General features: G+C 40.2%; 12 protein-coding genes. 1 reads left to right on the forward strand and 11 read right to left on the reverse strand.

What is annotated here, in order from left to right; genetic code table 11:
* Positions 1 to 8: 8 nt before the first annotated feature.
* Positions 9 to 4,163 carry a DNA-directed RNA polymerase subunit beta gene (gene rpoB / locus VRHSUH09_RS08495; RefSeq protein ID WP_105081920.1) on the reverse strand — a complete coding sequence of 1,385 codons (4,155 nt, stop codon included), beginning with the start codon at positions 4,161 to 4,163 and terminating at the stop codon, positions 9 to 11.
* Positions 4,164 to 4,493: 330 nt separating this feature from the next.
* Entirely contained in the window at positions 4,494 to 5,909 is a 1,416-nt protein-coding gene (locus VRHSUH09_RS08500; RefSeq protein ID WP_043005780.1) for an aspartate ammonia-lyase, read from the reverse strand.
* 239 nt (positions 5,910 to 6,148) lie between these two features.
* On the opposite strand from VRHSUH09_RS08500, the gene VRHSUH09_RS08505 reads away from it, so the two are divergent.
* A complete protein-coding gene (locus tag VRHSUH09_RS08505) occupies positions 6,149 to 7,786 on the forward strand; it encodes an ArnT family glycosyltransferase (RefSeq protein WP_054748728.1) in 1,638 nt (545 codons plus the stop codon).
* A gap of 48 nt (positions 7,787 to 7,834) precedes the next feature.
* On the opposite strand, the gene rplL is transcribed toward VRHSUH09_RS08505, so the two are convergent.
* The 9 genes from rplL to tuf form a co-directional block, all read right to left on the reverse strand.
* Positions 7,835 to 8,203 carry a 50S ribosomal protein L7/L12 gene (rplL, locus tag VRHSUH09_RS08510; RefSeq protein ID WP_009351212.1) on the reverse strand — a complete coding sequence of 123 codons (369 nt, stop codon included), beginning with the start codon at positions 8,201 to 8,203 and terminating at the stop codon, positions 7,835 to 7,837.
* Between the two features lie 70 nt (positions 8,204 to 8,273).
* Positions 8,274 to 8,771 carry a 50S ribosomal protein L10 gene (gene rplJ, locus VRHSUH09_RS08515; protein WP_009351171.1) on the reverse strand — a complete coding sequence of 166 codons (498 nt, stop codon included), beginning with the start codon at positions 8,769 to 8,771 and terminating at the stop codon, positions 8,274 to 8,276.
* Positions 8,772 to 8,945: 174 nt separating this feature from the next.
* Positions 8,946 to 9,656, reverse strand: a complete 711-nt coding sequence (rplA, locus tag VRHSUH09_RS08520) for a 50S ribosomal protein L1 (protein WP_005377180.1) — start codon at positions 9,654 to 9,656, stop codon at positions 8,946 to 8,948.
* A gap of 76 nt (positions 9,657 to 9,732) precedes the next feature.
* Positions 9,733 to 10,158, reverse strand: coding sequence for a 50S ribosomal protein L11 (rplK, locus tag VRHSUH09_RS08525; RefSeq protein WP_004693535.1), 426 nt, complete (start codon positions 10,156 to 10,158; stop codon positions 9,733 to 9,735).
* Between the two features lie 101 nt (positions 10,159 to 10,259).
* Complete coding sequence (nusG, locus tag VRHSUH09_RS08530; RefSeq protein ID WP_009351135.1) at positions 10,260 to 10,796, reverse strand: transcription termination/antitermination protein NusG; 537 nt, start codon at positions 10,794 to 10,796, stop codon at positions 10,260 to 10,262.
* Between the two features lie 12 nt (positions 10,797 to 10,808).
* Positions 10,809 to 11,030 carry a preprotein translocase subunit SecE gene (secE, locus tag VRHSUH09_RS08535; RefSeq protein WP_009351089.1) on the reverse strand — a complete coding sequence of 74 codons (222 nt, stop codon included), beginning with the start codon at positions 11,028 to 11,030 and terminating at the stop codon, positions 10,809 to 10,811.
* A gap of 42 nt (positions 11,031 to 11,072) precedes the next feature.
* Positions 11,073 to 11,222: a 50S ribosomal protein L33 gene (gene rpmG, locus VRHSUH09_RS08540; RefSeq protein WP_004693530.1), complete on the reverse strand. Its 150-nt coding sequence runs from the start codon at positions 11,220 to 11,222 to the stop codon at positions 11,073 to 11,075.
* A gap of 328 nt (positions 11,223 to 11,550) precedes the next feature.
* Positions 11,551 to 13,788: a nitric-oxide reductase large subunit gene (locus VRHSUH09_RS08545; protein WP_105081921.1), complete on the reverse strand. Its 2,238-nt coding sequence runs from the start codon at positions 13,786 to 13,788 to the stop codon at positions 11,551 to 11,553.
* 177 nt (positions 13,789 to 13,965) lie between these two features.
* A partial coding sequence (tuf, locus tag VRHSUH09_RS08550; RefSeq protein ID WP_105081922.1) for an elongation factor Tu occupies positions 13,966 to 15,024 on the reverse strand: 1,059 nt, incomplete at its 5' end.

Raw genomic sequence — 15,024 nt, forward strand, 5'->3', positions numbered from 1 at the left:
AGATAGTTTTAGTCTTCATCGTTAGAGGAGTCGCCCATTGGGAACGCCAATTGGCTAAGGATATCATCTTCACCACCGTTGTCAGCTGGTGCTTCTTCCTCTACTTCTGGTTCTACTACAGTTACTTCATCAGTTTCTACTGTACTGCCTTCCATAACTTCTTCAATACCAGTTTCTACCACTTCATCTTCGTCATCAAGTTCTTTCATAACAACTTCTTCTTGATCTTCATTCAAGATTTTTACATCAAGACCAATACTTTGAAGTTCTTTGAGCAATACCTTGAAGGACTCAGGTACACCTGGTTCAGGGATGTTTTCGCCTTTAACGATTTTTTCGTATGCTTTCACACGACCAACAACGTCGTCAGACTTAACAGTTAATAGCTCTTGAAGTGTATAAGCTGCGCCATATGCTTCGAGAGCCCAAACTTCCATTTCCCCGAAACGTTGACCACCGAACTGAGCTTTACCGCCCAATGGTTGTTGTGTAACAAGGGAGTACGGACCTGTGGAACGAGCATGGATTTTGTCGTCAACCAAGTGATGGAGTTTAAGCATGTAAACGTAACCAACAGTTACGTGGTTATCCATAGGTTCACCAGTACGACCATCGTACAATACTGTTTTACCATTTTCAGGACGACCAGCAATTTCTAATGTTTCGAATACGTCTTTTTCGTGTGCACCATCAAATACAGGTGTAGCGATATGAATACCTGCTACATCTGGTGTTGGCATGCCATATTTTTTGAAGTCATAGCCAAGACCTTCCAACTCTTTGCGGATTTCAATGCGTTTTTCTTCAGCAGAGTGAATATTGTTAAGAGTATCCTTAACTTTATTGATTGCTTCTAATTCCTCTACAAGTACAGGATCCATTTCTGGAGCATCCTCTTCAGAGTCAAAGAATTCTACATGAAGTGCATTGTATTTTGCTTCAATAGCTTTAAGTTCTTGGTAACGAGCTTCGCCGCCCATAGCATCCAATTTCTTTTGTGCTGCTTTTTCTACATGTTTAAGAATTTTAGTTTTCAAAGTAATGATTTGTTCATTCTCTTTGAAATGGCTTACTGTTACATCTTCTGCAATTTTTGCTTCCAATGCTTCAATTTGAGCATAAAGATCGCGGATTGCATCGATTTGTTCCCAGTAAGATGCATCAGTACGAGCTTCTTTCAACACATTTTTAATATGAAGGTCTGTAGCTTTGATTTTCATACCTAAGCCTTGAACAGCCCAACCCAAGTGAGTTTCAAGAACCTGACCGATGTTCATACGAGAAGGTACGCCCAATGGGTTCAATACGATTTGTACTGGAGTACCATCCGGAAGGAATGGCATATCTTCTTTTCTCATAACGCGAGAAACGACACCTTTGTTACCATGACGGCCCGCCATTTTATCGCCTTCGTGAATCTTACGTTTTTGAGCGATGTATACGCGAACAAGTTTATTTACACCTGGTTGTAATTCGTCGCCGTTTTCACGAGTGAAGACTTTAACATCTACTACTTTACCAGATTCGCCATGAGGTACGCGCAAGGATGTGTCGCGAACTTCACGTTCTTTGTCGCCAAAGATAGCGCGCAATAAACGTTCCTCTGGAGTAAGCTCAGTTTCACCTTTTGGTGTAGCTTTACCTACTAGGATATCGCCAGGGTGTACTTCTGCACCAATGCAGATAATACCTTCTTCATCTAAGTTTTTAAGTGTGTCGTCACCAGTATTAGGCAATTCACGAGTAATCTCTTCAGCCCCTAATTTAGTGTCGCGCGCATCACATTCGTATTCTTCAATATGAATGGATGTGTAGATATCTTCTTTGCAAAGTTCTTCACTAAGCAAGATAGCATCCTCGTAGTTATAACCTTCCCAAGGCATGAACGCTACAAGAACGTTATAACCTAACGCCAATTCACCGCCATCAGTAGCAGGACCGTCAGCCAATACTTGACCTTTTACAACATGGTCGCCACGATTAACGATTGGTTTTTGGTTAAAGCATGTGGATTGGTTAGAACGAAGGAATTTATTTAATCGGTATGTATCAACACGACCATCGCTATCGCGAAGTACGTGGATTTCATTACCCCAGCAACGTACAACTTTACCAGCTTCACGTGCAAGTACGCAAACGCCGGAGTCAGTCGCTGCTGTATATTCCATACCTGTACCAACAAGTGGAGCTTGTGCACGCAAGAGTGGTACCGCCTGACGTTGCATGTTCGCACCCATCAAGGCACGGTTAGCATCGTCATTTTCAAGGAATGGAATCATAGCTGTACCGATGGATACAACTTCTTTTGGACTTACGTCCATATAGTCAACCTTATCAGGTGTAACTTCTAATACGTCATGACCACGACGACAAGCTACATGTTCAGTTGTGAAGTAACCTTCCTCATCAAGTGGAGAGTTCGCTTGGGCAATTGTCATGCCTTCTTCTTCATCTGCTGTCATGTATACTACGCTGTCAGATACGCGTACTTTAACTACTTTATCAGCATCAGCACCTTTGCCATATACTTTTTCTACTTTACGGTAAGGAGCTTCGATGAAACCGAACTCGTTTACTTTCGCGTAGTTAGACAAGGAGTTGATCAAACCGATGTTTGGACCCTCTGGAGTCTCGATTGGACACATACGGCCATAGTGAGAATGATGCACGTCACGAACTTCGAAGCCTGCACGCTCACGAGATAAACCGCCAGGACCAAGGGCAGATAAACGACGTTTGTGAGTCAATTCTGCTAATGGGTTTGTTTGGTCCATGAATTGGGACAACTGGGAGGAACCAAAGAATTCTTTGATTGCAGCCACTACAGGACGAATGTTAATCAACGCTTGAGGCGTGATAGATTCGATTTCTTGAATTGTCATACGTTCACGAACAACACGTTCCATACGAGTCAAACCAATACGGAATTGGTTTTGCAACAATTCACCTACGCAACGAAGACGACGGTTACCCAAGTGGTCAATATCATCTGTGTGACCTGCACCATCCATAAGGTTGAGCAAGTAAGAGATGTTAGCAATCATATCTTCGCGAGTTACTGTGCGGTGATCGAATGGCAAGTTGCAGTTGTTGCAGATAACTTTGGACTCTACACCATCGTTATTTACGATGTAGAATTCAGCAAAGCCTTCGCCATCGAATACATGGCTATTTGCTACGATATCAAGTTGTTCTTCCCCAACTTGTACGCCCGCATCAAGGATTACTTCGCCAGTTTCAGGATCTACGATAGGTTGAGCCAATGTGTGACCTAACATACGTTGACGCCAGCCAAGTTTTTTGTTCAATTTATAACGACCAACGCGCGCCAAGTCATAACGGCGTGCATCGAAGAACAAGTTATCGAACAAGTTACGAGCAGACTCTACTGTTGGAGGCTCGCCTGGACGCAATTTTTTATAGATTTCAACTAATGCTTCATCAGCGGATTGAGTTGTATCTTTTTCTAATGTGCGAACGATGCGCTCATCATAAATTGGCAAACCATCTTCATCAGTTTTACCGTTCCAGAAGAGGTCAAGGATGCTTTCATTAGTATCCCAACCTAATGCACGTACCAATACTGTAGCTGGTAACTTACGGTTACGGTCAATACGAACCGCTACGATTTCGCTCGCATCGGTTTCAAGCTCGATCCATGCGCCACGGTTAGGAATCACTGTGGAATCGTATAAACGGTTACCCATTGTATCGATTTCTTTATTATAGTAAACGCCTGGAGAGCGTACCAATTGGGATACGATAACACGTTCTGCACCATTGATGATGAAAGTGCCTGTATCAGTCATCAATGGGAAGTCGCCCATGAATACTTCTTGTTCCTTAATGTCCATGTTTTCTGGATCATTATTTACCAAGCGAATATTTACACGAAGTGGTGCTGCGTATGTAGCATCACGATTTTTACATTCATTAATATCATACTTAGGCTCACCTAAGCTGAAACCTTCAAAAGAAAGTACTAAATTACCTGAATTGTCTTTAATCGGAGAAATATCGTTGAAAATATTTTGTAAACCACTCTCCAAGAACCATTCATACGATTTACGTTGAATGTCCAATAAATGCGGCATTTTAATAACTTCGTTAATTTTTGCATATGTATAACGAGTTCGTTTGCCTACCTGTTCAGGTTTGAACATATTTGCTTTCACCCCTATCAAACACACTGGTCTACCATTTTCTATAACGGCATGGAAAAGACATCTTTCAGGTCTCAGTTTTCCTGCTCGGGCAACGTCAAATAAAGCAAGGTCCATTTCATTTTTTAAAATAACCTTGCTTCCCATTAACCAAGCACAACCTTGGAAGAAAACCTCATCACTATTAAAGTTATAGTTTTTACATCCAAAAGCAGAAAACGCTACTTTTGCAATATATAATTTTATCAGTAATAAAAAAGGCTGTCAACCAAAAGGGTTGACAGCCTTTCATTTTCATGCTTTGTTCATCTATTAACAAAGGGTAATGTATTAGTTACCTTTTTGTTTTAACAATTTCGCACCAGCAATACCAGGGCGAGTCATTTCTTTAGGAGAAAGAATATGATTGATTTCATCTTCAGTCAATAAACCTTGATCTAAGATGATATCGCGGATAGCACGACCTGTTTCATATGCTTCTTTAGCCAATGCAGATGCAGTTTCGTAACCAAGGTGTGGTAGCAGTGCTGTTACGATACCTACGGAACGGTTCAACCAGTATTCGCATTGTTCGCGGTCTACTTCAAGATCTACGAGCAATTTATCAACGAATGTATTTACACCGTTTTTGAGATAGCAAAGGTTATTGAACAAGTTGTACGCCAATACAGGTTCCATTACGTTCAATTCAAATTGACCATTTTCTACAGCCAATGTAATAGTAGTATCATTACCGATAACTTGGTAACATACTTGGTTCAATACTTCGGCGATAACAGGGTTAACTTTACCAGGCATGATGGAAGAACCAGGTTGGCGTGCAGGTAATTTTAATTCCCCAATACCACAACGAGGGCCAGATGCCATCAAGCGGAAGTCATTCGCCATTTTAATCAATACAAGTGCAGTTACTTTCAAACCACTGGAGATATCTGCAAATACGTCTGTATTGTTTGTAGCGTCGATCAAGTTTTCCGCAGTGTAGAATGGTTCACCTACTACTTCGCTAAGTTCATAAGCTACATCATGAATGTAGTTAGGTTCAGCATTAAGACCTGTACCAACTGCAGTGGCACCCATGTTGATTACATGTGCACCTTCAACGGCAGATTTAATACGTTTAATACCACGGCGAATACCAGATGCATAAGCACCCATTTCTTGGCCCAATGTAATTGGCACCGCATCTTGTAAATGAGTACGACCCATTTTCAAGATTTCGCTGTATTCTTCAGCCTTTTTCTCGAGCTCATCAACGAGGCGTTGCAATGCGTCAAGTAAAGGTTTGGATTTAATAATAGCACATACTTTAATTGCTGTAGGGAACGCATCGTTTGTGGATTGCGCCATGTTACAGTGGTTGTTAGGGCTTACGATATCGTAGCTACCTTTTGGATGACCTAAAATTTCACAAGCGCGGTTAGCCAATACTTCGTTCATGTTCATGTTTACAGAAGTACCTGCACCACCTTGAATTGGGTCAACTGGGAATTGATCGGCAAATTGACCTTCAATTACTTCGTCCGCAGCTTGAACAATTGCTTTACCAATAGATACATTGAGACGACCAGTTTTCATATTAGCCAAAGCAGATGCTTTTTTAACCATCGCCAAAGCTTTAATAAAGTCTTGGTCCAAATGTTTTCCTGTAATATGGAAGTTTTCTAAGGCACGAATAGTTTGTACGCCATAATATAGCTCATCAGCTACTTCTAACTCACCTAGGAAATCATGTTCTTTTCTCATATTAGATCCTCTTTCCACTATTTCATATATTTAATGACATTTTGATGAAATAATTTTATCTTATGCGCTCATTATAGCATGTATCTTGTATACATAAAAGTCATTTCATGTATCCTGAACAAACAATATTCTATACAATATTTATTTCGGTAATTAAATATACTATATCAAGACAGGTTTTGAATATAACTATCCCTATAGTACAATAGTATAAACTATGTAAGTAAGGAGTATTGACTATGAATTATCACGCTCTGCGTATAGGCGCTTTATTTTTATTGACCATCCTGAGTTATGGTTTCTACAACGCCTATTTGCCTATCACCGATCCAGTCGAATCAAACTATGTACTCTCTGCCATTACCATGCTAAAACACAACTCCTGGATATCGCCTATGATATATGACCAAGTGTGGTATGACAAACCACCTCTCACCTATTGGGCCCTTATGATAACATACAAACTATTCGGCATATCTGACTTTACATCGCGGATACCGAATACACTCGTGGCGGGAGCTAGTGTGGCCTTTATGTATCACATGGTCTACCGCATGTCTAAGAATGTCTCTATCAGTGTACTTTGTGCAATTCTATTAATGAGTACACTACAGTTTTGGTATATATCACATGCCGTTATAACCGATGGCTTCCTATTCCTTTTCACCTTAGCCATATTTGGATATAGCTATTTAGCTTTTCACAATAATGACAAGGCATCAATAATAAAAGCTTACATTGCTGCTGCCTTAGCCGTAATCACAAAAGGGCCTGTAGGAATTCTCTTACCAGGACTCATATTAGTCATTTACGTATGCGCACGCTATGTAGTACATAGGAACGATGAAAACTACGAGCTTTCAAAAGATGTTAAGCTACTATTTAATCCTTTAGGTCTATTGGCCTTTATATGTATAGCTGGTCCTTGGTATATTGCTATGTATTCAATACATGGTGAACAATTTATTTCTGGATTCTTGGGCCTACACAATGTAGATCGAGCCCTCGTGTCTGAACATCCTAAATTTAATGTATGGTATTATTATCTCTTGATTGTACCGCTTTCACTATTACCTTGGACACCGGTAATATGTTATCAATTAAAAAGCATCAACTGGAAAGACGATTTTGATTTATTCGGTATTATATGGTTTGTAGTTATAGTTCTATTCTACTCATTAGTAGCTACGAAATATATAACCTATACGCTACCTGCTATTATTCCATGTATACTATGGGCAGCAGTTAAAATAGGTGAGTTAATTACGGATAAAGAGACTGGTGAATTCACCACATCACTGAAAAGATTTAATTATTGGGTTACTTTGCCATTAGGTATTTATTATATAATTTTCACGTTTGCTACAGCCTTTGATAAAACCCTTGATAGCATACCATTAGTAGTAGGCTCCTTTATCATAGTATGTACAATTTATATTGGCGGTCAATACATAACATCGTCTTTCAGACTTGCCATATATGCTATTGTTCCATTACTTACGTTATACTCTGCTATTACTATTACAGTACCACCAGTATTATTGAGTCAATCTGGATTACAATTCAAAACCTTCATTGAGGATACAACAAAACCAATATATGTATATGGTAGTTACTATACTTCTATCGTATATTATATGGACACAACACCTACTCAAATTTTTGTAGATACAACTGATGATCCTAGATGGACTGAAGGTAAAGCGTTAATGCCTACCATAACAAAAGAAACTTTTTTACAACAAAGAAATCAGAATCATGGCGCTTATGTAATAGTACCAAACAAATATGATAAAGACTTTACGAATATCTTCCCATATCCAAAAGCAAAATTAGTGAACAAAACAAAAATTGCATCAATTTATAAGCTTCAATAACAAACAAAAAAGGCGTACCCAAGGGTACGCCTTTTAATATGGCTAGAATTATTTCAATTCTACAGTTGCGCCAGCTTCTTCCAATTGAGCTTTCAAAGCTTCAGCTGCTTCAGTAGCTACGCCTTCTTTTACAGGTGCAGGAGCGCCGTCAACGATAGCTTTAGCTTCTTTCAAGCCAAGACCAGTTGCTTCACGAACAACTTTGATTACGTTGATTTTGGATGCGCCAGCATCTTTCAAGATTACGTCGAAGGAATCTTTAGCTGCGCCAGCACCAGCGTCGCCAGCTGCTGCTACAGCTACAGGAGCTGCTGCAGTTACGCCAAATTCTTCTTCAATTGCTTTTACAAGATCATTAAGTTCAAGAATAGTTGCTTCTTTTAATTCAGCAACGATGTTTTCAATGTTCAATGCCATTTTAAGTATCCTCCATAAATTAGTTTATAGTGCCAGCCTCATGCGGCCGACGAATAATTCTTTGTAATTATTATTCTGCAGGTTTTGCTTCTGCAACAGCTTTGACAGCGTATGCAACGTTGCGAACAGGAGCTTGCAATACGGAAAGCAACATGGAAAGCATACCTTCGCGGTTTGGAAGATTTGCAATTGCTTTGATGCCAGCAGCGTCCATAACTTCGCCTTCAACGATACCAGCTTTAACTGTAACAACTTCTTTATCAGTTGTTTTGATGAATTGTTCGATTACACGAGCAGGTGCAACAGCATCCTCTTTAGAAGTAGCCAATGCAGTTGGACCTTCTAAGTGCTCAGAGAAACCTTCAAGATTCAATTCGTTTGCAGCGATACGAGTCAAAGTATTTTTGATTACTTTGTATTCAACACCTTCAGCCAACATTTTGCGACGAAGTTCAGTTGCTTGAGCAACAGTCAAACCAGAGTAACCAATCAATACAGCACCTTTTGCTTCAGAAAGAGTTTCTTTCATTTGAGCAACAATTGCTTTTTTTGATTCAGTGACAGCCATTAGATTACCTCCTTATAGATTTTTTGGTGCTCTATGTACTATCTTAGCGTAAAAAACGACCCCATCGCACGCGATGAGGTCGAACTAGTACTAGGTTGTTCTAGTGTCAGCCTCAGCGGGCGGATTTTCATCCATTATACATACCAGCCGTCTACAGCTAAGAGACATATTTGATTATTGCTCTTTTGTAACGTTGCTCAATTTGAACACGTTCAAAGGCACACCAGGGCCCATTGTAGCGGACAAGGTTACAGATTTAATGTATTGACCTTTAGCTGCTACAGGTTTAGCCTTGATAATAGTATCAACGATTGTACGGTAGTTGTCAAGTAATTTTTCATCATCGAAAGACGCTTTACCGATGGAGCAAGAGATAATACCTGCTTTATCAGTACGGTATTCGATTTTACCAGCTTTGATTTCGTTTACTGCACGAGCAACGTCTGGAGTTACTGTACCAACTTTAGGGTTTGGCATCAAGCCTTTAGGACCCAAGATTTTACCAAGACGGCCAACTTGACCCATCATGTCTGGTGTAGCAACTACTACGTCGAAGTCGCTCCAACCACCTTGGATTTTAGCTACTAACTCTTCAGAACCTACGAAATCTGCACCAGCTTCTTCAGCTGCTTTAATATTGTCGCCTTTTGCGAATACAAGAACGCGTTTAGTTTTGCCAGTACCATGAGGCAATACTACTGCACCACGAACTTGTTGATCAGCGTATTTAGGGTCGACATTCAAGTTGAAAGCGATTTCAACTGTTTCATCGAAATTTGCAGTTGCAGTTTTCTTAACCAACTCAATTGCTTCTACTGGTTCGTAGAATTTACCAGCTTCAATAAGTTTTACTGCTTCAGCGTATTTCTTACCTACTTTTGCCATTATAATATCCTCCTTATGTGGTCAAACGGGAATTCCCTCCCACCGATTTGCGCCTTATGCGCAAGTCGTACGCTTATTAGTCAACGATTTCAATGCCCATGCTGCGAGCAGTACCTTCTACCATGCGCATACCTTGTTCTACGGTATTAGCATTCAAGTCAGGCATTTTCAATTCAGCAATTTCACGAACTTTATCGCGACCTACTTTTGCTACTTTATCACGGTTAGGTACACCAGAACCTTTTGGAATACCTGCAGCTTTTTTCAACAATACTGCAGCTGGTGGAGTCTTAGTGATGAAGTCGAAGCTACGATCTTCATATACGTTAATAACTACTGGGATAATTAAGCCAGCTTGTTTAGCAGTACGTTCGTTGAATTCTTTTGTGAAAGCAACGATGTTAACACCTGCTTGACCTAGTGCAGGACCAACTGGTGGTGCTGGAGTAGCTTTAGCGGCTTCAATTTGTAGTTTTACTTGTTTAACTAATTTCTTAGCCATGGGTAATTAAACCTCCTATGCTTATACTGTGGTGGTAACGGATATACATCCTCCCACTGGCAACCAAAATCGATTGCTCTTTTTAGAGTTATATTTATATATTAAAGAGCTTTCTCAATTTGAGAGAACTCTACCTCTACCTCGGTATCTCGGTTGAACATTTCTACATTAAGTTTCAATGTTCCTTTTTCAGGGTTAAGTTCGGTAATAACACCTAGTTTATCTTCAAAGGCCCCGGACGTAATGCGTACCGTTTCACCAACTTCGACATCGACGTTGATGGTTGGTTTCTTATCCAAGCCCTGAGACTTAAGTATATGTTCTACTTCGGAATCAGAAAGTGGAACTGGTTTAGTGGCAGAACCAACGAAACCTGTTACACCTGGCGTGTTGCGCACAACATACCAAGAACGGTCGTTAACTTCCATTTCAACCAATACGTACCCAGGAAATATCTTACGTTTTACTACTTTTTTAACCCCATCTTTTTCATCTATTTCGTCCTCAAGAGGTACCAAAATACGGCTAATCACATCTTGTAGGCCCATAGATTGAACTTTAAGTTCAAGAGTGGTTTTAACTTTATTTTCGTAGCCTGAATAGGTATGAATTACATACCACTTCTTATCTGCTTCCATGTAATGGCCCCCTTATCCAACAAAGTGCAACAACGTATTAAAAAGTTGGGCGAAGAGTCCATCAAGCACAGCAATAACCAAAGCGATGAAAATAGTCACTAAGAATACTACTATTGTGTAATTGATAAGCTCTTTTTTTGTTGGCCAGACTACTTTTTTTAGTTCAGCTTTCACACCGCGGAAGAATTTTCCAAATCCACCACGCTGCTGCACTGCTGAGTTAGACTTTGCCATTTTTTTCACATCCTCAAATCAACAGGTAATGAATGATAAGAATTATTTTGTTTCACGGTGTAATGTATGTTTACCGCAGAATTTGCAATATTTCATCATTTCAATACGATCAGGATTGTTCTTTTTGTTCTTGTTCGTTTGATAGTTACGTTGTTTGCAATCTGTGCAAGCTAAAGTAATGGCATTACGCATCCGGATACACCTCGCTTTATATTTACTAAATCTGTCTCTTGTACTCGAAAACGCTCGACTACATACTAAAAAACTATATCATACGTAGCAAGCTATGTCAAGAATTTTGAGCAACTCAAAAAAGCCAGGCACATGTACCTGACAGGGATAGTATAACAAAAAATGGCGTTCCTTGTCTATAAAGGAACGCCATTAATATGGTACTAAATCATCACATATTTTTCATACATTTTATGCCATTTACTCATATAGTTAAATAGAATTAATAATATGATTTAATACCCATTAAATCATCTATTTACAGATCAAGAAGTAATCTATTTATAGATTAAGATTTCTTCGTAAATAGAACTTTTACAATTTGCCAGAAGAATGCTACAGCACCAACAATTAGTATCGTATCACCGATGAGACGAGCCCACCGCAAATTTTGTAACAATGGTTGTTGCATAAATTCTTCACTGCGCGCAAACCATAAGCCATTTGTGATACTAGCCCAGGATTGGATAAGACCGATTGGCAATAAGCTAATAAGCACCATTAATGCAAGCCCTATATTGAGAGCCCAGAAACCGAACTTCATTAGCTTATCGTTAAATTCTACTTCAGGTCGGATATAGCGAGCAATAAGGAATACAAATCCTAGACTTAAGAAACCATACACACCAAACAATGCTGTGTGGGCATGTACTGCAGTTGTATTAAGACCTTGGATGTAGAACAAGGATACAGGCATGTTGATCAAGAACCCGAATACCCCTGCCCCCACTAGATTCCAGAAGGACACGGCAATAAAACAATACACAGGCCATTTTAGACGATGCATCCAAGGAGCACTATGAAGACGTGTATAGTTTTCAAAAGCTTCATAACCTAAGAGTACAAGTGGTACTACTTCTAACGCAGAGAAGGATGCGCCTGTTGCCACGATAGTGGATGTAACACCTGTGAAGTATAGATGATGGAATGTACCAGGGATACCACCGATGAGATAAATAGCCCCAGAAGAGATCGCCGCAACTGTACCAGCACGATACGATACAAGCCCTAATGTAACAAAGATAAATGCCATTAATGTAGTGGAGAATACTTCGAAGAAGCCTTCAACCCAAAGATGGATTACCCACCAACGCCAATACTCCATAATCGCCAAATGGCTATGTTCACCATAGAATAACCCTGGACCATAGAAGATACCTACCATGATAACGGAGAATATGAAGGCTGCAATGAGGTTTTTATCCCCTTTTTGCTTGAAGGCACCAATAATGCTACGTATCATGAGTACAAGCCAGAATAAAATACCAATGTATTCAATCCACTGCCAAATACGACCCAACTCGATATATTCGTAACCTTGGTGTCCGAGAAGGAAATTCCACGCTGCTGGAATTTGATGTGCTACGCCTAAATATGTACCAGCGAAGGAACCTACTACAAGAACTACAAGAGCCCAGAATAAGATGTCCACCCCAAGCTTTTGATATTTAGGATCTTTACCACCATTAATGATTGGTGCCAAGAATAGACCAGCACTCAAGAATGCCATAGCAATCCAGAACAAAGATGCCTGAATATGCCATGTACGCGCAATAGAATAAGGGAAATATTGCGCTAATGGAATACCATAGAACGCTTGACCTTCTACAGTATAGTGGGCAATAATCCCACCCATTCCCAATTGGAATAAGAACAATGCTAGGATTGTAAACAAATATTTACCTAATGCACGTTGAGATGGCGTTAACGTGATCTTGCTAATTGGATCTTCTGTTGGCGGAACCAATGCATGCTCATCATCCTTTTTACCAAAGGCCCATAACCATACAACTACACCAATGCCACATAATAAGATAATAACACTCACAACAGACCATGCGATACTTTCAGGTGTAGGGTTATGATCCAACAAAGGTTCATGTGGCCAGTTGTTTGTATACGTTGCATCTGTACCAGGACGTTGGGTAGATGCCATCCAAGTAGTCCAGAAGAAGAAGCGTGCCATATCAATGCGATCTTGTAACTCAGGTAATGTATTATCCTTCATCGCAAAATGATCACGAGTCAATGTTAAATCAGGATTATCTCCGTACAACTCAACAAAATAACGACCAGTTAAATTCATTGCCGTAATTCGTTCTGGAGATAAGACAACAGTTCCATCTTCACGGACTGCACTACCTAAATACTCTTTTTTCACAACTTCTTTAATAGCTGCTTGTTCTGCAGGTCCCAATTGGTCATAAAGAACGCCAAAGGCTTCTTGAGATTTAATATCCAACATCACGGATACTTCTTTATGTAACCAATCTGCTGTCCAGTCAGGCGCTTGATATGCGCCATGACCTAAAACGGTCCCTACCGATTGACCACCAGTAGATTGCCATGCCGATTGACCATGTAAAATATCTTCCTTAGTGAACAAGACCTGTCCATCTTGAGATACATACGCAGTCGGCACTGGCGGTGCTTGATGATACACATCAGTACCTAGATAACCAAGAATAGAAAAACCAATAATAAGAACGGCTACTACGGCTATCCAATACTTTTTGTATTCACCCATCACATTACCTCCTTTTCTATAAAAACACAAAAGGAGAGCCTTTGCTCTCCTTAAGCTTATAATAGCACTATTAGTAGAATGATTCTGTACCTTGGGTTACATATACAATAAACAATATATAAATTAATACAAAAATAGGACCCCAATTGGGGTCCTATTTACTACAAAGATTATGAATTAACCTTCGATTGCTGTTACTACGCCAGCGCCTACTGTATGGCCACCTTCGCGAATCGCGAAACGAAGACCTTCTTCAATAGCGATTGGTGTAATCAATTCGATGTTCATTGTTACGTTATCGCCAGGCATACACATTTCTACACCTTCAGGAAGGTTTACAACACCTGTTACGTCTGTTGTACGGAAGTAGAATTGTGGACGGTAGTTGGAGAAGAATGGAGTATGACGGCCACCTTCTTCTTTAGTCAATACGTAAACTTCTGCTTTGAATTTTGTGTGTGGTTTGATGGAACCTGGTTTAGCCAATACTTGACCACGTTCGATGTCTTTACGGTCAACACCACGAAGCAATGCACCTACGTTGTCACCTGCTACTGCAGAATCCAACACTTTACGGAACATTTCAAGACCAGTTACTACGTATTGTTCAGCTTTTTCTTTCAAGCCTACTACTTCGATAGTATCGCCAACGTTTACTTGACCACGTTCAACACGGCCAGTTGCTACTGTACCACGACCAGTGATTGTGAAAACGTCCTCTACAGGCATCAAGAAAGGTTTGTCAGTATCACGAACTGGTGTTGGGATGTAGGAGTCTACAGCGTCCATCAAGTCGTCGATTTTAGCTACATATTGAGCGTCGCCTTCCAAAGCTTTCAAAGCGGAACCTACAACGATAGGTACTTCGTCGCCAGGGAATTCGTAGGAGGAAAGAAGTTCACGAACTTCCATTTCTACTAATTCGATCAATTCTTCGTCGTCAACCATGTCAGCTTTGTTCAAGAATACTACGATTGCAGGAACACCAACTTGGCGAGCCAACAAGATGTGTTCGCGAGTTTGAGGCATAGGGCCGTCAGCTGCGGAACATACCAAGATAGCGCCGTCCATTTGAGCCGCACCAGTGATCATGTTTTTAACATAGTCAGCATGGCCTGGGCAGTCAACGTGTGCATAGTGACGGTTAGCAGTTTCATACTCAACGTGTGCAGTGTTGATTGTGATACCGCGTTCACGTTCTTCTGGAGCTTTATCGATCATGCTGTAATCTTGGAA

This window comes from Veillonella rogosae JCM 15642 (genome assembly GCF_002959775.1).
In the GTDB taxonomy this organism is placed as follows: Bacteria; Bacillota; Negativicutes; order Veillonellales; family Veillonellaceae; genus Veillonella; species Veillonella rogosae.